Genomic DNA, 19801 nt, shown 5'->3' with positions numbered 1-19801 from the left:
TACCCTTTGAAATGGTTAGGGTGAGGAATAAAAAACAGGCAATGGGCATGGACAATTAACTAGTAAATTTTAATGGTCAATTGTCCTTGGATTATCTACACATAACGATTGAGTAAGGCTTGTAAACCACCCTGATAACCAGCCCCAACGGCATTCATACGCCACTCTCCATCTTTGCGATACAACTCCGCCATAATAAGTGCTGTTTCCACTGAAAAATCTTCTTCCAAGTCGTAACGTAAAACTTCTTCCTTGGTAGCCACATCCACCAGTCTTACAAAAGCATTACGCACCTGTCCAAAATTTTGTCCTCTTTTATCGGCTTCATGGATGGTAACAGTGACAACGATTCTTTGCACATCTTCAGGTACTTTCCTTAAATCAACGATGATTACCTCGTCATCTCCTTCTCCTTCTCCCGTGAGGTTATCTCCCATGTGTTTGACAGATTTAGCAGGATCTGGACTGGTCAAATTATTATAAAAGATAAAGTGATTATCGGATATTAATTTTTCTTGATCATTGAGTAAAAATACGGAAGCATCTAGGTCAAAATCTTTGCCCGTATCGGTTACATTGGTATCCCACCCCAAGCCAATAAATCCTGCTGTTAATCCTGGGGCTACTTTATCGAGGGAAACTCTTTGTCCTTTTTGTAGTGATATTGCCATAATTTTCTTTGTTCGGTTTTTTTCTACTACCCTATCAATCATAAATGCTAATTCTGCTTAATCAGCATCTTTTTTTGTGTTACAGACGTTATGGGCGTACTACAACGTCTGTTGAAATAGGTTAAGGGTTTCTTGCCATGCTTCTCGTGCTACAGTTTCATTGTAAGATGAACGGCGGTCACAATTAAATCCATGTTCTGCCCCTTGATAACGAAATACTTTATGGGTTATGTCGTACTTTTGTAATTCTTTTTCGATTTGATCTACCTGCTCAAGAGGGATGCTTTGATCATCCATGCCAAAATAGCAGTTTATGGCTCCTTTTATCTCCTTGGTGCGGGTAATAGTCGGATCACACTCCCCCGGACACCAATTCGCAATTCCAGCCCCATAATAAGATGCAGTGGCTTTTATATCCTCAAGGGTGGCGGTTAAATATGTGACATGACCGCCAAAACAAAAACCCATGGTGCCGACTCCTGTTTTTTTCACATTGGGCAGGGTATAAAGATAGTTAATGGCGGTTTGAATGTCTTTTAGTAATTCCGATGCTTTGGTTTGATTTTTGTACTCCCTACCAACCTTTACATCCTCGGCAGTGTAGCCCGTTTCAAAATGGGGGGCAATTCTTTGATAGATAGCAGGGGCAATCGCCACATAACCCTTGGCGGCTATCCTCGAAGTAACATCCCGAATATGCTCATTTACCCCAAAAATTTCCTGTACTACTATTACCCCAGGATAAATTCCCTCATCTTCGGGAGTAACCAAAAAAGCAGGAATATTAATATCTTCACCACCAAGAGTAACAGACTGAGTTGTAATATCCATAATCTATATTGTGTTGTTAATGGAACTTAAATGAAACTAGCTCAACAATCATAAAAAATCAAGGCTATTTATCAGTGGCTTAAGTTTCTTGCAATGTTTAGTTTACTATCGTTAGTAATCAGCACTACCCATTAAGCGCGATCGCAAATTATCAAAACCAATGCGTTCTTTTGCGGAGATAAAAACGGCGGTGGGATACTCTTGTTTAGCTAATTCTAAATGTTCAATATCCGCTTGATCAATTTTGTTAAAAGCAATTAATTCCTCCGCAGGGGCAAGGGGCATATCTCCCAAAATATTTTTTACCGATTCAATATGACTTTGCCAAGCAGGGTGAGATAAATCGACCACATGAAGGAGAGCATCCGCTTCGGTGACTTCTTCTAGGGTTGCCCGAAAGGAATCCACCAAGGAGGGGGGTAACTCATGGATGAAGCCCACGGTATCAGTTAATAAAATAATGTTGGATTCCCCTGTATTTTGCTTTGTGATGGTTAATCGGCGGGTGGTGGGGTCAAGGGTTGCAAAAAGTTGATCGGCGGTATATACTTCAGCGTTAGTAAGGGCATTGATGAGGGTTGATTTCCCTGCATTGGTATAACCCACGATGGCCACGGTAGGTATTTCTTCGTGTTGTCTTTGTTGACGCATACGGGCGCGATGGCTTTGGAGTTGATTAACTTCCTGTTGGAGGCGGGTAATACGTTTCTGGATTGCCCTTCTTTCCGTCTCTAGCTTGGTTTCCCCTGGCCCTCTGGTACCGATACCACCCCCTAACCTTGACATAGCCCTTCCTCTACCTTTAAGACGAGGTAGCATATATTCTAGTTGGGCTAATTCTACTTGTAATTTCCCTGCCCGTGATTGCGCCCTCTGGGCAAATATATCTAATATTACCTCAGTGCGATCGACTACTTTTACCCCAAATTGAGTTTCGAGGTTTCGGGCTTGGGAGGGGGATAAATCTCGATCAAAGGCGACTAAATTGGCTCCCATACTCTGCACTTGCAGGGCAATTTCTTCCACTTTACCCGCTCCCACCAAAGTTTGAGGGTGGGGTTGACTCCTTTTTTGTTCGAGGGTTGCCAATACTTTACCCCCTGCACTTTCCACGAGCCTTTGTAATTCTTGTAAACTATCGTCAAATTTTTGGGGTGTTATGCGATCTGTCATTAGCCCTACTAATAATACTCGCTCTTGGGAGTCATCTACTTCTTGGGCAACAAATTCCCTGCTAAATTCCTCCTCCAAACCGTCCACGAGAGTGAGAAAGTCTTGTTGGGCGATCGCCTCTATCTCTTGAGCAGGGGACACTTCCCAATAGGTTTGGGTATCTTGGGCTGGAATGAGGTGGGCTAAATAAACATCTTTGATAAATCCTGATGCACCGCCTCCTTTCCTTTGTATTCCTTGCCCTGTAAGGGTAAACACCAAAAGAGCATCTAACCTTTGTCTTGCCATGGCGGTTAAACTGGCTTCACTGGGGGGAATGGGCTTGATGGAGGTACTCAAACACCGAATGCCCGATAGTCTCTGCGCCCCGTAACGGGGTAATTCAAGGGGAGGAATTTGGGTTTGACGGGGGGTTCCTACACCTACTCTGATCACCTGTCCACGACGATTTAAATAGACACATACCGCCTGTTTGAGATCACTACTGATGGAGGCAATTCTTTCAGCAAATTCGGAGGTTGTCAGGCGATCGCTCCTTATTCTTTGTTGGTATAATCTTTGTAATTGTTTGAGTTGATTGGGCTTGATTCCTTGTAGATTTCCGTAAATAGGTGCGATCGACATTCAGCAAAGATTATTTAATAGTGATACCTCTTTTATCTTAACCAAAAACCACAGTTAAATAATTGATAGTCTTGCTTAATTTAAGGTGTTGCTGATTTTAGATATAATTTCTCATTTAGGCAGGGAACAGAGAGCGGTGATAATATTTTGGTGTCTTAATTTTTAGCGTCATTCAATTATGCTTCATACCATGATTAAGCAATGCCAATAATTCTATTAATAGTCTTTTTGCTTAATAGCTTTTACTGTCTAAGAACAGTAATTTGGGGTTTTATAACCTAATACTCTCGCCCCTCTCCCTAAGGGAGAGGGAAAAAACTATTTAATCGTTAAGGATAGTTTGAACTACATCCTCGATGGCAATGTCTTGGGCTTCTTTGGTGGCACGTTTCACAAATTCTACTTTACCGTCTTTGAGAGAGCGCCCTGTCACAACCCGATAGGGAATACCCACTAAATCAGCATCTTTGAATTTTACCCCCGCCCTTTCGTTACGGTCATCTAAAAGGGTATCAATTCCAGCTTGGTTAAGGTGGTTATATATTTGCTCTGCCGCTTTTACCTGTTGCTCGTCACTGACGTTGGGAATGATAACAATGGCTTGATAAGGTGCGATCGCCCTTGGCCAGATGATACCATCTTTATCATAGGATTGCTCTACCGCTGCCTGAGCAAGACGAGATACCCCAATACCATAACATCCCATCACAAAAGGTTCTTCTTTTCCTGCCTCACTGGTGTAGGTGGCGCCCATGGCTTCAGAATATTTTGTCCCCAGTTGGAAGATATGCCCTACCTCGATACCTCTGGCGGTTTGTAGCACTTGGGTAGGATCATGTAAGGTGCGATCGCCTACCATAGCCTTACGAACATCCACCACCAATTTAGGTAAAGTAAACTCCTTGCCCCAATTAACACCCACTACGTGATAACCCACTTCATTACTACCCGTGACGAAGTTTTCTAAATCCTTCACGGTTTCATCGGCTAAACGCAAGAAACTACCTTCCACCTGTGCCGATTTCGTAATATAATCATCACTTAAATCAGGGGCAATATAACCCAAGGGTAAAGGTTTACTAGCCCATTTTTGTTGGGCATTTTGATCAGGAACCGTTAAACTAATAATGGTTTTAGCATCATAATCAGGGGCTAGCTTTACCAATTCATTGTTTAACTTAACTTCATTAACATCTTGATCCCCTCTTATATTCACTAAAATTAAAACTGTTTTTCCTGAATCATAAACAGCTTGATAAAGAACATTTTTAACAATGTTAGTAGGAGAACATTTTAGAAACTCGCTTACCTTGGCAATGGTTTCCGTATGAGGAGTTTCCTTTTTTTCAAAACTACTAAAAGGAGAAGCTACCACATCCGCAGGTAAAGAAATCGCCTTTTCCACGTTAGCCGCATATGTACCATCTTCGGTGTATAAAATCTCATCTTCCCCTGCATCCGCCAAAACCATAAATTCTTGAGAGCCTGAACCTCCAATGGCACCAGAATCAGCCTCCACAGGTCTAAAACTGAGTCCGCAACGGGTTAAAATATTACGGTAAGCCTTATCCATGTCTGCGTAGGTTTTCTTCAAAGATTCAGGGCTAGTATGGAAAGAATAACCATCTTTCATGATAAACTCCCTACCACGCATTAACCCAAAACGGGGGCGGATTTCATCCCTAAACTTAGTTTGAATTTGGTATAGGTGTTGGGGTAACTGACGATAAGACTTGATCATATCACGGGCGATCGCTGTTATCACCTCTTCATGGGTAGGGCCCAAACCCAACTCCCTTTTTTGCCTATCTACCAAAGAAAACATAATACCTTCAGCCTTGGTGTAGGTATCCCAACGCCCCGACTCCTGCCACAACTCCGCAGGTTGAATTTGGGGCAATAAACACTCTAATGCCCCTGTTGCGTTCATTTCTTCTCGGACTATCTGGGAAACTTTTTGTAATACACGCCACATTAAAGGCATATAAGCATAAACACCGCTACCGACACGGCGGATAAAACCAGCCCTCAATAATAACTTATGACTAGGGATTTCAGCCTCTGCAGGGTCTTCTCGTAAAGTAACCCATAACATCTGAGATAAACGCATATTCTAAATTGATCATCCATTGACAATGTCTGATTATATCAGAATCAACTCAGTTCAGTATAAAATCTTCAGTGTCATCGATTTTTGTTCTTTTTTAACTATTTTGAGAATTAAATAGGAATTTTGAGGTTATTTTTTCAGGACTTACATAATTAATTTTCATTTATCCTCTTTTTTGTTAACTTTTGTTAATCTAAATTTTAATAATTCGCAACAATAATTGTCTGTTCGTCGTTCATTCTAGTATGCTAAAAAAGTGGGGATCAATGCTAAATTAGAGCCTTTAAGGTTTTCCAGTTACAAGCTATTCTGGAAACATTAGAACCATCAATAAAGATCATATTAGTTAACATAACTAAAAAAAATAACAATCAAAATTAAAACAGCATCGACCGAAGAAAATTATGTTAAAAGTCATAGTTTTTATCAATTTGTGGTGATTTTTCTGGTCAAATTCTTCTATAGAAATTAAAACTTGAGAAATGTAAAACAAATTAATAAGAATAATTGTTTTTAAACCTTTTTCAAAGGGATAGTTGTAGAATCAGCATATTTTTTAGTTAAAAATAACTGATATAAATAGTTAGTTTTTATTTTTCTATATCCAGTATTAGCTAATAAAAATAGTTACTTTATTTATTTTTAAAGTTAATAATTTAATTAGCCATTGATCTCTGTTTTGATAATTAATTAAAGTTGTTATGTAATCAGGAGAAAAGCAATGTCTCGGAGAAAGAAAAAATTTGCTTGTGGCCATGTAGGATACGGTAGTAAATGTCATAGATGCGCCCAGCAAGAGTCTATATGGGAAGAAAAAAGAAGGGCAAAAAATGCTTGGCGACAGAGCTTTCACCATGATCCCATTGACCTAACTTCTTTGCCGAAAAATGTTGTTTTAAAAGCTAGAGATATTATCAAAAAACTACAAAATAAAACCAGTTATACTCACTTTAGGGGAAAAAGATTAAGACATAATAGATTCATTATTAGTATTCCCGTAACTAGGCATTACCGTTTAATTTGTCGAGACTGTGGGAGTTTTGTAGCCCCCGAAGCAGTGGTATCCCATGAAGATTACAATGTTTGTAAACCTGGCATTTAGCTCTTTTTTATAAAAAATTACAATTGAGATAGTAAATCTTGATAATAGTCTTGTCGGTGGTTAATTTCTTGGGCGATTTGTAAAGCCCTCATAAAAGAGTTTCTCGCCTCGGCAATATTTTGTTTTTGTTGATGAATTATCCCTATTTGCTCATGGGTTCCCATTAATCCAAAATAATCATAAGCCTGTTGCTGCAATTTTATTAGTTCATTATAAACAACTAAGGCCGAATCTAATTGTTCATATTCTTGATATAGATTTCCTAATCTTCTGAGGGCCTCCGTGGCGATCGCAAATTGTCCTTGCGCCCATGCTGTATTAAAAGCCTCCTGATAAAAATTTGCCGCCTCCTCTGGATTATCCAACAACCGATAACTATCACCCGTGGAAATTTCAACCAACGCTACAGCCCTCAAATTATTATTGCGGACATGATTCGCAATCAACTGCTTATTATATTCCACAGTATTTTCAGGGAGTAACATCGCCCCATTAATTTGAGATAACCTTCTTAGGTAATTAGACTCCGCCAAAAAATTTCTATCTTCTTGAGCAAAAACCAACAACTCCTCATAAATAGGCTGTGCATTTAAATAGTCAAACTTGCTTAAATATAAACTACCCAAAGCCTCCAGATTACTTATTATTTCCTCCCGATTATTTTGCTCTCGAGCAACTTCCAATAACTGCTTTCTCAACAATGCCGACTTATCAACATCCTTCAAACCTTCATAGGCTTCCAAAAAATAAGGTAATAACTGAGGATTAACACGATTATTAGTAGTATTTTGAGACTGTAAAGCAGATAATCTCTCACTCAAAAAATTAACATCATCACCTCTACCCCTCTGCCAAGCTAACGCACCAACCTCAGTAATTATTTCAACTTCTTCCCTTACCCCCAAAAAACGAGTTAACCTAATTTGACGATACCAAATCTCAAACGCCTCATCATCATTACCCAACTCCCATTGACTTTGTGCCAACTGATTCAACTCCTCCAAGGCGATGGTGAGGGCTTCTCTCTCCTCCTGAGTTAAATTATTTCTTCTTGGCAACAATTCATCCCTGACATTGTTATTGATGGGATTAGCCCTCCTGCTTTGGGCAAAAACAGGGCTAGAAACGGAAGATATAGTTAACAATAACAGCAACCAAGAATAGATAATAAAACCTTTTTTAAGGAACATGGTATATGTAGGAAAATTTAAACCGTTACCTATTATAGTCTTTTGCAAAAATCTTCTAAGTTGAAAAACAAAAAACCCTATCTGGTGACATAGATAGGGTCATGGATTTTATAATAATTTTAAAGCACGGAAACCATAATATAAACCAACCGCAGCCACGGTGAAACCACCGATGATGCCGACATAAGCAATTACACCAGACATATATAAAACTCCTTTAGTAAAATGGATAACCCATATATTGTACAATGAACTGTTAAGTCAATCATAAGTTATGGTAGCTCAGTCTCTTTATTATTAACGATGCACTCAATCATCCCTGTAAAATTACCCCAAAATGCCTACGAAATCCACATCGCTACTGATGGATTAAGAGAAATTGGGCAGAAAGCAAAGTCTTTAAATATTGGTAAGAAAATTTTAGTCATTTCTAACCCTGAAATTTTTAACTATTATGGGCAAACCGTGATAGATGCTTTTACGAAACAAGGATATGAGGTTAATTATCATCTAATTCCTGCAGGAGAAAGTTATAAAACCCTTGATTCTATTGCTCAGGTTTATGATAAAGCCTTAAGTTTACGCTTAGAAAGAAATTCAACCATGGTAGCTTTGGGGGGCGGCGTCATTGGAGATATGACGGGGTTTGCGGCTTCTACTTGGTTGAGAGGTATTAATTTTATTCAAATTCCGACGTCCTTACTGGCTATGGTGGATGCTTCGGTGGGGGGCAAAACTGGGGTAAATCATCCCCAAGGCAAAAATTTAATAGGGGCTTTTTATCAACCTAAGTTGGTTTTAATTGATCCTACGGTTTTAAAAACATTACCAGAGCGAGAGTTTAGGGCTGGTATGGCGGAGGTGATTAAATATGGAGTGATTTGGGATAAAGAGCTTTTTGACTGCCTAGAATTGGCACAGAGTCTTGAATCTATGGATATTTTAAGCCCTGAGTTACTTAGTTATATCTTAGAACGTTCTTGTCTTGCTAAGGCGGAGGTGGTGCGACAGGATGAAAGGGAAGGGGGAGTAAGGGCTATTCTTAATTATGGGCATACGGTGGGCCATGGGGTAGAGAGTTTGACGAATTATAATACTTTTGTCCACGGGGAAGCGGTAGCTATTGGTATGGCAGTGGCTGGAAAAATTGCTTTTCGGGCGGGTTTATGGACGGAGAATGAATTAGTCAGACAAAATGATTTGATTAAAAAGGCTGGATTACCTTTGGATATTCCTGCAACGGTGGATAAGGAAGATTTATTGGATAGTTTGCAGTTGGATAAGAAGGTGAAGGCTGGAAAGGTACGTTTTATTTTACCCACTGAAGTTGGAAAAGTAGTGATTACGGACGAAATTAAGACCGATTTATTGAGGGATTGTTTTAGGTGATGTGTTACGTTGTGGAAATGTAATATTTACTATGGGGTGTTATTTTATAATGTTTAACTCCTCGCCCTACACTAATTTTTAGGAATAAAAAAAGATGGTTGCATCAACAAATAAGACGGAAAAGTTAGCATTTACTACTAAGTTAGCATTTGGGGCGGGGGATGTTGGCACTGCTTTATCGGCTAATTTATTAATTTTTTTCTTGTTACCTTTTTTTACTAATGTGGCTGGTTTAAGCCCTAGTGTGGCCGGTAGTATTTTGATGATTGGCAAGATTAGTGATGCTATTAATGATCCTATTATAGGTATGTCGAGCGATCGCACCTCAACCCCTTGGGGCCGTCGTATTCCTTGGATGATATTAGGGGCAGTGCCTTTTGTCGTCTTCTTTTTCTTGATGTGGGTAGTACCCAATTTTAGTGATAACCCTCGCACTAACAGCATTTACCTATTTATATATTATATGGTAGTGGCGATCGCCTTTCACATTTGCTACACTTCCGTTAATTTACCCTATCAAGCCCTCACCCCAGAATTAACAAAAGACTATAACGAGCGCACCAATTTAAATAGTTTTCGCTTCAGTTTTTCCATAGGTGCTAGTATTTTCTCTCTAATTTTAGCAGGAATAATTTTTGATATTTATGATGGACAAGACCAAGAAAAATATCTAATTTTAGGTTTTATATCGAGCCTTATTGCCCTAGTGGCTTTGTTATGGTGTCCCTTACAACTACAAGAAAGAGGGAAAAAACCATTATTAACTAGAGATAAACGCAAAAATCTAGGATTTTTATTAATTATAATCGCCACAGTTTTAGCTATCTTTGCGACTCTAAATATTGTCAATAATACTAGCCCTCAAGATATTTTTGAAGGAATAATATTTTTGTTTTTTACTATTATGTTAAGTGCCATGGCGTGGACATTTATCACAGGTAAAACCGAAGAACATTTACTCATTCCAGAAGAAATTAAAGATAATCAAAGTCAAGAGCAAATTCCCTTTTTTCGCCAACTGAAAATCGTATTTAGTAATAAACCATTTCTATTCGTTATCGGTATCTATCTTTGTTCATGGTTAGCCGTGCAACTCACCGCCTCCATATTGCTCTTTTTCGTGGTTAATTGGATGGGATTGCCCGAAAGTGCTTTTCCTCAAGTGGCGATCGCAGTTCAAGGTACAGCCTTAGTAATGTTATTTGGGTGGCAAATAGTCAGTAAAAAACTAGATAAAAAGATTGTGTATTTCCTTGGATCAGCCATTTGGATTATAGCTCAAATAGGGTTATTTCTCATTCAACCCGGGCAAACAGCCTTATTATATTTCCTCGCCATCCTAGCGGGTTTTGGAGTATCTGTGGCTTATCTTATCCCTTGGTCAATGATACCTGATGTTATTGACCTTGACGAACTAAACACAGGCAAAAGACGAGAAGGTATTTTTTATGGCTTCATGGTATTGTTACAAAAATTTGGATTAGCCTTGGGCTTATTCCTCGTGGGTATCGCCCTAGACGCATCAGGATTTGTGCGCACCATCCCGGGGGAAGCAATTCCCACCCAACCCTCTTCGGCTCTTCTTGCCATCCGTCTAGTGGTTTCCGTGTTACCCGCTATCGTATTAGTTATAGGGGTAATTCTTGCCTATTTTTATCCCATTACCAGAGAATATCACAGTCAAATAAGACTAAAGTTAGATCAAAGAAACTCATAATAATATATTTTCGTTGAAACTTTTTATTTCTATTCACCGTCTAAAAAGAATAGCTGATAATTTTTAGAATATTTTATTATTATGTTTAACTTTTCTTCCCCAAACTCAAGCAGAAAAAAAGTTTTTTCCTTGGGTAACTCTAAATCTATCATTGCCCTGATTCTGTGTGCTGGGATGATTTCTAGTACAGGAATTAGCTCAGTGGCTGCCCAAAGTCGAAACTCCAGACATTTTCGCAATGACTCTTTCCCTGGCAGAGGCATTACCCCTGTTCAAAACAATCGTAACAACAATATATCTCAGAATAGTAGATCAACCCTACCTACAGGAACTAATGTTCCTACTATCTACGCAGAAGATAGAAACGCTACTAGAATTTATGTCACCAAAGAGGAAACTTTACCCCTCACTTTAACGGTAGATAGAGATATTAGAAATAACAATAACAATATCGTTATTCCCGTCAACAGTCGCATTAGAGGTGAAATTCGCCCCGCAAGAAACCGTAGAGGTTCTTTATTTGTAGGTAGAACTATTATTTATCCTAATGGTACCGAAATGCCCATTGACATTGAGTCTAATGTGGTAACCCGTACCGAAGTCATCGAGAGAGGAGGTAATAGTGATTCTGTGTGGCAAGGGGCTTTAGCCGGTGCTGCTGCTGCCACCTTAATCTCTGGGGTGACTGGTAATAGAGTTATTTCCACCGAGAAAATCTTGGGTGGTGCTGGTTTAGGTGCTTTGGCCGGTTTATTCCTCCGTCAAGGGCCTTCTTCTGCTGAGGTAATTTCTTTTGATACCAGAAGAGATTTAGATTTAACTCTGCGCTCTAGTTTAAGTTATTAATTGAACAATAAAGAATCGGTAATGGCTTAATTATTTCCAATGACTAATTATCCATTATCAATTCTCAATTATCCATTGTTTTTTTGTATTTCATACCAGGCAATTGGGTAATTAGTCCATCTAATTCTAGTTGTAATAAAATCCCTGATACTTGGGCGGTGGGCATTTGAGTTTTTGTAACAATAATATCTAAGGATGTCGGTTCAGGGGCGATCGCCCCATACACTATACTCAAAGGAGGAGTTAAATTAGGTTGTATGGGTGGTAAAGGTGTAGGGCTAGAAACCAAAACATCCAAAGACTTCTCCAAACTTTGCTCAAATAACGATAACTGTTGCGGTTGGTCTAAACTAGGAATACTCCCCAAACTAGATAATAATTCCTCTGCCGTGACGATTATTTCTGCCCCCTTATGAATCAACCTTAAACAACCCCTCGCCTGAGAATTATCAGGGGTATTAGGCAAGGTATAAACATCCCGATTAAACTCCGTAGCATAACTAGCCGTAATCAAAGCCCCCGACTTTTCTGGGGCTTCCATCACCAACACCGCTCGACACAACCCCGCCACAATACGATTACGAGCAGGAAAATTTCCCTTTTCAGGGCGACTACCATAGGCATATTCCGTCATAATTAAACCCTTTTGGGCAATCTCCCTCATCAAGTCACGATTACTAGGGGGATAAACTCGATCTAATCCATTACCCAACACCGCAATAGTTCTTCCTCCTGCATCCAAACAAGCACGATGGGCCACCGCATCAATCCCCTCAGCTAACCCTGACACGATGATAAAACCCTTTTGAGCCAATGCCTTACTAATATTATAAGTCCAGCGACGACCGTGTTCGGTGGGTTTACGAGTGCCGACAATACCTATCATCGGTATAGTGCCATTATTTTCTTTTTCAATTACTTTCCCTTGGTAATAAAGAATAGTGGGAGGACTAGGAATTTCTAATAATAAATGGGGGTATAAATTGTCGCTAGGACTCCAAAAAAAAGGATTCTTTTCAATGTGTTGTTGAAAAAGGGTATCAGGGTCAATTTTTCTTCTTTGTTGATCGATAGTTTCACTAAGTTTTTTACCGATGCCATCCACCCTTAATAATTCTTGAGAAGAAACTTGCCAAGCTGTTTCTAAACTATCAAAAGTTTGATCTATTTTTCTAATAGATGTTGCTCCTAATCCTTTGATATTTGACCATGCCAACCAATACTTTTTTTCTCGGTTATTAATCATTTTTCGTCCTATACGATAAAATTATTTTCTTCTCCTTGAGAAGCTTGACGACTACGCGCATCATAATACAAATCTGCTAAAGTTATACTATAAATTGCCTGTTTTATTTTTTGGTTTAATTTACGCCATAAAGCCACGGTAACCCAGTCTGTAGAGGTGTTTTGGTTATTAATACCTAAAGGCATTGATTCTAAATTTTCCCCCACTGCTTCTAGTATTTGCCCGAGGGATATTTGGTCAGTTTCATAGGCTAATTGATAGCCTCCTTGGGATCCTCGTACCGAATTTATTAGTCCTGCGTGACGAATTTTTATTAATATCTTTTCTAAATAAGGTGCTGGTATATCTTGGCGAAGGGCGATCGCCCTTACAGAAGTAGGTTTAAAATTAGGTTGTAAACTAAGATCTAATAAAGCCTTAACCGCATAATGTCCCTTAGTAGTTAACTTCATATAAAGAAAAAATATCAAAAAAACAGAGATAACATATCAAACAACAATAAGTTTAGAAATAAAATTAAAAATTGCTATTTTAGTATATTATAGATCAGAAACAAAAAGAGTTATTAGTCTTTTGTAAATCAAAAAAAAATAGCTAGTCAAAAAATAGTAAAATCAAAGTAAATGTCAAAAAAACCAAAAGCATTAACCGGAAAAGAGCTACTAAAAAAAGTAAAAAAGATGGGTGACGCATCCCGGGAAGAAAAAGCCATTGAATGCGGTTATTACACTCTATCAGGGAAACAAAAAAGAGTAAGTATGGTGAAATTTCTTAATGCTCTCATCGAAGCAGAAGGCATTAGCCTCGATAACGATGTTACCGCCGAAGCAAAAAAAAGAGGCAGAAGTGCGAACTATCGCATTAATGTACAATCCAACGGTAACTTATCCATCGGTAAAGCCTACACCGAAAAAATGGGATTAAAGCCAGGAGATGAATTTGAAGTAGTATTGGGGCGTAAAAATATTCACCTCAAACAGGTAGAGGAAGAATAAACTCCCTCCACTCACCCTTTCTCATCACCTTCCTTAGCTTAATTGGTTTTGTGTTCTTCTTGTCCTGGTAAAAAACGACTAACCTTGGCTTTAATCAAAACCTTATCCTGTTGGGCATAGCCGACAAAACGTATATAAACCAAATCCCCCTCCCTAATATCATCAGCATCTGGTTGGTGTAAATTAGGGTCAAAATTTACCCGTCGCCATGGTTGCCCAACGGGAGTTATTTCCCATCCTGCCAACAACTCCTCTAGGGGTTTTAAGAGACAAACAACACTTTTTGCGGGTAAATCTGGCTTAAACTTAACCATAATTTTAGCGGTGGGATAATTGGTAAGTAAAGACTGCAATTGCTCAAAATATTGTGTCTGTAAGTTTTGTCTTACCTCCTCTGGTAAACTTTGGCACTGTTGCGATAACACTGAATTTTGTTGCTCTAATTCCAATATTTTATTCGTCACCTGCGCCACCTTCCGAGTAAACTCTTTCTGGAGTGCTTCATATTTATCTTGGGTAGATTCTAATTCCTCACAAGAGTCATTCAAATCTGACTGTAATTCAACAATATCCGTTTGGGCTTGTTTTAACTCCTCTACTTTGATAGCTAACTGCCCTTGTAAATTACTAATAATTAGCTTTTGTTGCTCAGAAATTTGTAATAACTTTTTGCGCCGAGGAGTAGAAATAGACTTATTTTCGGATGAGGTTTGACTACTCAAAAAAACCATCAAAAAAGTTGAACTTCCTAACCATAAAAATAAACCCAGAAAAAAATCCTTCACATCTAGCATCTCCTACTCCACTGACTGTTAAACATTAATTTAAACCATCTTTTAAAGTTTGTTTTTTTTCTCATCCTTTAAAATGATAATTAATGTAAATACTTTTAGGCAATAAATATTATGACCAGTGATCAATTTTTAATGTTAGTCGTACTATTAGTACCTGGTTTATCTTTATCTTTGATTGTTATGGCAGCCTTTGCAAAGGGAGGCTGACAAGTAATAGATAATTTATAATTAAACCTTGATTATATGTTATTTTCTTCGTCTAACAAGGGGTTTAAACCCCTTGCCACCAAATTAAATCAATGATAACATTGACTATTCTACAGAATCGGTATCAGAGAGATTTTCTTCTAAGGCTTTTCTTTTTTCCATCTGACAAAGGAAATAACCTGTCATCATGGCAGAAGCTAGTAAATTCGCCATATGTTGTTTATCTGTGACAATTTGCACGTTAAACCCCTCCGTGGGCAACATCCCCAATAACCCTTGTACATTGTGGGTAATAATTTCTTTTATTTCTGGGGTTGCTGATTGTGCAATTCTTTCAAGAGTTTCTGGTTTTTGTCTTTGTAAGTAATCGATTAAATTGTTGTCTAGGGTTGCATCTGATTCTCCGCCAAAGAAATTTGCGTTAAATGCCATGTACTTTTTTCCTCTATAGTAGTTCTTCTTTTGCTCAGTTCCTCTTTACCTGTTATTAATATAAACGTTTTTTAGGTTGGTAGTTGGTCAATTTCAAAATATTGATGAAATTTGTCAGTGATTTCTAACCAATATGAGCGTCCTTCTGCTTGAGGACGTTTACGAACAAAACCTAATTCTAGCAGTTCTTGGACGTGTTGATAAGCCCCGCTACCGCGTACAGTAATTAGGTCACTTTGTAGGATAGGATTGGTAAGGGCGATCGCAGCTAAAGTCCTCAGAGTGGCGGTATTGAGGTCAGCAGGGACCAGGTTTTCGAGCAAATTTTGGCAACAGTTACGCAGTTGTAAGGCATATCCTGCGGGGGTTTCTACCACTTCTAAGGCACTGTCAGGGCGGTGGGCATAGTCGGACATCAATTTGATGAGGGCGGATTCGATGGCTTCTTCCTCGGCTTGGGTTAATTCTCCTATTTCTTCACAGGTGGTTGGTTTCCCTTTAAGATAGAGTATCGCTTCTATTTGAGTTACTAAATTAGAATTGTTATATTCTGTTCCCATGCACAAAAGTATTTTTAGAGTTTAGCTTAATATCATACAAGCCTATGAGAGAAATTTTACAAATTGGTAGTCCTATTTTGCGAAAAGTGGCTTCCCCTGTCGAAAATATTCATGCTCCTGACATACAAGATTTAGTAGATTTGATGTTGGCAATGGTATTTGAGAGGAATGGGGTGGGGTTGGCAGCCCCTCAAATTGGCTATTCTTGTCGGCTGATAGTGGTGGCTTCCCATCCTAATGCCCGTTATCCCCATGCACCGTTGATGAAACCTATCGCCATGATTAACCCTGAAATTCTTTCCCACTCCGAGGATTTAATACAAGGGGAGGAGGGTTGTTTGAGTGTGCGGGGTAAAAGGGGAAATGTATTACGCTATGGGGCGATCGCCCTTAAATACTACAATAGAGATGGAGAAGAACAAAAAAAAGAATTTGATGGTTTTATTGCTAGAATCGTACAACATGAAATAGATCACCTCAACGGAATCCTGTTTGTAGATCACGTCCAAGAAGCCCTTAAAACCGTCACCGTTTAACCCAGATGTACCGAAAAATAGTTATTCTTCTTACCATTCTCCTCATCAGCGGCTGTCAAAATCAAAATCAATCCCTCGACAATAACGCCGAAAATAGTAATCAAGAAGTGCAATCAGGCATTATCCTAAGCGATGCCACCATAGAACAATCCAACAACGACGGGGAAAACTTTTGGCGATTAAAAGTAGGCAAGGTTACTTACTCCGAAGATAACAAAAATGCCATTATCGAAGACATTACCGCCAATCTGTTACAAAATGGAGAAATCGTCCTCAAAATTAGTGCCGAAAATGGAGAAGTGCTCAATGACGGCGAAGAAATAAACCTCATGGGGGAAATTATAGCCTTTGATACCCGTAATGACATGGAAGTCCGAGGAGAAAAATTGAATTGGAAACCAGAACAAAATTACTTTACCCTCCAAGAAAATATCGAAATAATCCACGAACAAATTAGACTAGTTACCCAAGAAGCAGAATATAACACCGCCACCCAAGTATTACAACTAAACCAAGAAATTACCGCCAATACCTCTGAACCCCAATTAAAAATCCTCGCCGATGCCCTTGTATGGCAAGTGGAACAGGGTATAATTAGTACAGAATTACCATTTACTATTACCCGTTATGAAGATGAGCAGGTGACGGACACCCTCAGCGCCAGTGTGGCAGAAATGGATCTCAATAACAGTATTTTGATAGTAGAAAATAACATCGAATATCAATCCCTAAACCCCCCCCTACAGGGTGCCACCAGTGCCATGCGTTGGGATTATGACCAAAGAATTATCGAAACCGATAAAATGATTCGCCTAGTGGAAGTGGATGAGGACATCACCATGACAGCAAATCAAGGCAGGATTGACTTAACGGAAAATAAGGTTTATCTGAGTCGGCAAATTTTTGGAGAATCCGTGAGTAATCAAGGGAAGTTATATGCTGATAGTGTGATATGGAATTTGGATGACCAAAATATTGATGCTCAAGGCAATGTAGTTTATCAACAGGTTAATCCCGTGGTCAATTTTCGGGGAGATAGGGCGCAGGGGAGACTACAAGATAATCAAGTGGTGGTTACTGGGCAGGGAGATAATAGGGTTGTTACAACTATTTATCCTTAAGACAATCCTTTTTTTTGATAACCGTGAAACTTTTTCCATCAAATTTCGTCTATGCAATTAATGTCATCAGTGAAATGTTGTTTAAAAGTGGCTGCGATGACAGTGTAGTAAAGTAAAAACTAAAAATGTCTCAATTCAACCTTAATAACCAAGGTAAAACAGCGATTATTATTGCCTCCATTACAGGATTAGCTGTTGTAGGAAACTATGGTTTGGTTAATCAGTTGGCAGGTTTTCTCGATAATGCCATGGTTTCATCGGCTCAAGCCCAGATGATGCCTTCTATTACCCCTGATATTCGCTCACGGGCTATGGCGGTGGATATGTTTTTAAAACAGTCTGGGGCAAACAGTATCGCCATTGAAGGACAAAAGGCGATCGCGCTTTTTGATGGTGGCAAACAAATGCCCCTCCCCGATGGAGCCTATCGCCATGATAGCCTAATATTCACCGTACAAAATGGCATTGTCAACAGTTGTGATGGTTGTGGCAACGGCGGAGATGATGAACCTATGTGGCTTCAATATTGCCCAGGGGGAAAATGTCCTGATGAGCCTGAAGGAGAAATAATACCCCAAAGAGGTATGGAAAGAGAAAGGGATGTGCGAGGTACTTTTGAACAAATTAGTCCTGGTAATTTAAATAACCGTACTCAACCCCGTATCACCCCCAATATGACTCCTAATCGTACCCAACCTAGAATCACCCCTAATAGGACTCCAAACCGCACTCAGCCTGACAGTCCTTCTAACCAATTCCCCGGAGATCATTTTTAATCCCTAAAACTTGTAGGGTGGGCATTGCCCACCATCAGCCCATAGATTTTAGTCCCATCATTAACCCGCATTTTCCCTACAGCACTTTTTCATTGAACCCTATTTATGTATTTTGTCATCAAGCTAAGTAAACTCTGCAATCTTCGCTGTCATTATTGTTATGAGTATGACGAATTGGGAAACAAAGAAAGAATGTCCATCGGTGAATTAGAATCTTTTTTTCGTCATGTAGCTGATTATTTTGAGCATCAATCTCCCTCCTTGGTACCAGAGTTTGTTTTTCATGGAGGTGAGCCATTATTGTTACCCCATGATTATTTTCGGACTTTTTGTGACCTACAAAAAAAATATTTAGACAGTAAAGGTATTAAGTATCGCAACAGCTTACAAACTAATTTATTTCAAGTGGGCGATCGCACCTTAGACTTATTACAAGAATTAGACATATCCCTAGGAGTATCCTTTGATGTATTTGGAGAGCAAAGGGTGGATATAAAAGGAAAAGACTCAAGGGATAACGTCATGGACAACCTGCAAAAATTAATTGACCGTAGAATGTCTTTCGGTGTTATCAATGTTTTACACGCCCAAAACATAGACTACGTTATCAATACTTTCCATTTCTTTAATAACCTTGCCATTGACTATCGTATTCTGCCCATATCTAGTATGGTTGAGCCACCCCCCAGAATGCAACCGCTGATGGTCAACCATAAGCAAATAGTTCAAGCTTATCAAATCATTGCCTTAGAACAATTTAGCACCCAAAGTAATATCAAAATATATCCTCTACGGGATTATTTCTTGGCTGCCATGCGTTACCTCACCGAGAAAAAAGTACGTCGATTTGAACCGGCAAAAAAAGAATGGGTAGCCATCGTCAATGTTAACGGAGATATTTATAACTATGGTGAGGCTTATTTACCCCAAGGATATATGGGTAATATTTTTAGGCAAAGTTTATCAGAAATTTTAACATCCTCCCACCATCAACAAACCGTAATCATGAGGGAAAAAAGGATGGAAACCTGTCGCCGTTGTCAATTTGATCAAAAGTGTCATCAAATTCCCATAGCTGAATCTCAAAAGAGCGATCGCACCTATAATCAAAAAGGAGAGCTAGAGTGTACCATCGCCAAACCCATGATTCAATTCATAATTCAACAAATTAAACAGTCACCCCAAGCCCAACTATTACTAAAATCCTACAGCATCTCCCCAGAGTTATCCACAGAATATCAATTGTAGGTTATGAATTATTAACTTATGGTGCCAAAAAAAGTAATAGATATTATGGTGAGATTAAGACTAAAATAACTTATTTTTTCGTAAGTAGATGGGCTAAATTAGTTATGACTTTTATTATACTAAAACGTTTATTAACCAAAGAGGGGGCTTAAGCCCCTTGTTATCCTTTGACTAAATCAATTTGGTCTTATCTACTCACTTAAATAACCTTTGATTATCCCCTAATCCCTAAT

General features: G+C 38.9%; 20 protein-coding genes. 9 read left to right on the top strand and 11 right to left on the bottom strand.

Features of this window, described 5'->3' with window-relative positions:
* Nucleotides 1–95 precede the first annotated feature (95 nt).
* The 4 genes from AA637_RS03530 to proS all read right to left on the bottom strand — a co-directional run bounded on the left by AA637_RS03530 (nt 96) and on the right by proS (nt 5409).
* Nucleotides 96–671 carry a TerD family protein gene (locus AA637_RS03530; protein ID WP_069791923.1) on the bottom strand — a complete coding sequence of 192 codons (576 nt, stop codon included), beginning with the start codon at nt 669–671 and terminating at the stop codon, nt 96–98.
* A gap of 99 nt (nt 672–770) precedes the next feature.
* Complete coding sequence (locus AA637_RS03525) at nt 771–1502, bottom strand: dienelactone hydrolase family protein (protein ID WP_446683914.1); 732 nt, start codon at nt 1500–1502, stop codon at nt 771–773.
* A gap of 111 nt (nt 1503–1613) precedes the next feature.
* Nucleotides 1614–3299 carry a GTPase HflX gene (gene hflX, locus AA637_RS03520; protein WP_446683913.1) on the bottom strand — a complete coding sequence of 562 codons (1686 nt, stop codon included), beginning with the start codon at nt 3297–3299 and terminating at the stop codon, nt 1614–1616.
* A gap of 322 nt (nt 3300–3621) precedes the next feature.
* Nucleotides 3622–5409, bottom strand: a complete 1788-nt coding sequence (gene proS / locus AA637_RS03515) for a proline--tRNA ligase (RefSeq protein WP_446683912.1) — start codon at nt 5407–5409, stop codon at nt 3622–3624.
* 721 nt (nt 5410–6130) lie between these two features.
* Here proS and AA637_RS03510 point away from each other — a divergent pair.
* Nucleotides 6131–6511, top strand: a complete 381-nt coding sequence (locus tag AA637_RS03510; RefSeq protein WP_069790159.1) for a DUF7682 family zinc-binding protein — start codon at nt 6131–6133, stop codon at nt 6509–6511.
* A gap of 17 nt (nt 6512–6528) precedes the next feature.
* Here the strand turns inward: AA637_RS03510 and AA637_RS03505 are convergent, their stop codons facing one another.
* Nucleotides 6529–7701, bottom strand: coding sequence for a tetratricopeptide repeat protein (locus AA637_RS03505; protein ID WP_446683911.1), 1173 nt, complete (start codon nt 7699–7701; stop codon nt 6529–6531).
* Between the two features lie 108 nt (nt 7702–7809).
* A complete protein-coding gene (petL, locus tag AA637_RS03500) occupies nt 7810–7905 on the bottom strand; it encodes a cytochrome b6-f complex subunit PetL (protein ID WP_069790161.1) in 96 nt (31 codons plus the stop codon).
* 99 nt (nt 7906–8004) lie between these two features.
* Between petL and aroB the strand changes: the two genes are divergently transcribed.
* The 3 genes from aroB (at nt 8005) to AA637_RS03485 (ending at nt 11653) form a co-directional block, all read left to right on the top strand.
* On the top strand, nt 8005–9090 hold the full coding sequence (aroB, locus tag AA637_RS03495) for a 3-dehydroquinate synthase (RefSeq protein WP_446683910.1): 1086 nt from the start codon (nt 8005–8007) through the stop codon (nt 9088–9090).
* Nucleotides 9091–9184: 94 nt separating this feature from the next.
* Nucleotides 9185–10807 (top strand): MFS transporter, encoded by a 1623-nt coding sequence (locus AA637_RS03490; protein WP_446683909.1) that lies wholly within the window; start codon nt 9185–9187, stop codon nt 10805–10807.
* A 129-nt stretch (nt 10808–10936) separates the two neighbouring features.
* Complete coding sequence (locus tag AA637_RS03485) at nt 10937–11653, top strand: hypothetical protein (protein ID WP_446683908.1); 717 nt, start codon at nt 10937–10939, stop codon at nt 11651–11653.
* A 64-nt stretch (nt 11654–11717) separates the two neighbouring features.
* Here AA637_RS03485 and dprA read toward each other — a convergent pair whose 3' ends face one another.
* Together dprA and AA637_RS03475 are read right to left on the bottom strand one after the other, a co-directional pair.
* Complete coding sequence (gene dprA, locus AA637_RS03480; protein ID WP_446683907.1) at nt 11718–12899, bottom strand: DNA-processing protein DprA; 1182 nt, start codon at nt 12897–12899, stop codon at nt 11718–11720.
* Nucleotides 12900–12907: 8 nt separating this feature from the next.
* Nucleotides 12908–13351, bottom strand: a complete 444-nt coding sequence (locus tag AA637_RS03475; RefSeq protein ID WP_446683906.1) for an Rrf2 family transcriptional regulator — start codon at nt 13349–13351, stop codon at nt 12908–12910.
* A gap of 171 nt (nt 13352–13522) precedes the next feature.
* Between AA637_RS03475 and AA637_RS03470 the strand changes: the two genes are divergently transcribed.
* Nucleotides 13523–13894 carry an AbrB family transcriptional regulator gene (locus AA637_RS03470; RefSeq protein ID WP_069790167.1) on the top strand — a complete coding sequence of 124 codons (372 nt, stop codon included), beginning with the start codon at nt 13523–13525 and terminating at the stop codon, nt 13892–13894.
* A 38-nt stretch (nt 13895–13932) separates the two neighbouring features.
* On the opposite strand, the gene AA637_RS03465 is transcribed toward AA637_RS03470, so the two are convergent.
* The 3 genes from AA637_RS03465 to scpB form a co-directional block, all read right to left on the bottom strand.
* Nucleotides 13933–14688, bottom strand: a complete 756-nt coding sequence (locus tag AA637_RS03465) for a hypothetical protein (RefSeq protein WP_069790168.1) — start codon at nt 14686–14688, stop codon at nt 13933–13935.
* 312 nt (nt 14689–15000) lie between these two features.
* Nucleotides 15001–15327 carry a DUF760 domain-containing protein gene (locus AA637_RS03460; RefSeq protein WP_069790169.1) on the bottom strand — a complete coding sequence of 109 codons (327 nt, stop codon included), beginning with the start codon at nt 15325–15327 and terminating at the stop codon, nt 15001–15003.
* Nucleotides 15328–15398: 71 nt separating this feature from the next.
* Nucleotides 15399–15887 (bottom strand): SMC-Scp complex subunit ScpB, encoded by a 489-nt coding sequence (gene scpB / locus AA637_RS03455; protein WP_446683905.1) that lies wholly within the window; start codon nt 15885–15887, stop codon nt 15399–15401.
* 44 nt (nt 15888–15931) lie between these two features.
* On the opposite strand from scpB, the gene def reads away from it, so the two are divergent.
* From def to AA637_RS03435, 4 genes are all read left to right on the top strand, one after another.
* Nucleotides 15932–16423 (top strand): peptide deformylase, encoded by a 492-nt coding sequence (gene def / locus AA637_RS03450; RefSeq protein WP_446683904.1) that lies wholly within the window; start codon nt 15932–15934, stop codon nt 16421–16423.
* Between the two features lie 5 nt (nt 16424–16428).
* Nucleotides 16429–17544: an LPS export ABC transporter periplasmic protein LptC gene (gene lptC / locus AA637_RS03445; RefSeq protein WP_446683903.1), complete on the top strand. Its 1116-nt coding sequence runs from the start codon at nt 16429–16431 to the stop codon at nt 17542–17544.
* Between the two features lie 125 nt (nt 17545–17669).
* A complete protein-coding gene (locus AA637_RS03440) occupies nt 17670–18320 on the top strand; it encodes a hypothetical protein (protein WP_446683902.1) in 651 nt (216 codons plus the stop codon).
* A 105-nt stretch (nt 18321–18425) separates the two neighbouring features.
* Nucleotides 18426–19568: a radical SAM protein gene (locus AA637_RS03435; protein ID WP_446683901.1), complete on the top strand. Its 1143-nt coding sequence runs from the start codon at nt 18426–18428 to the stop codon at nt 19566–19568.
* Nucleotides 19569–19801 lie beyond the last annotated feature (233 nt).

It is taken from the genome of Cyanobacterium sp. HL-69, from assembly GCA_002813895.1.
In the GTDB taxonomy this organism is placed as follows: domain Bacteria; phylum Cyanobacteriota; class Cyanobacteriia; order Cyanobacteriales; family Cyanobacteriaceae; genus Cyanobacterium.
The sequence above is the reverse complement of the archived record's forward strand: the minus strand, read 5'-3'. Positions and strand labels throughout refer to the sequence as shown.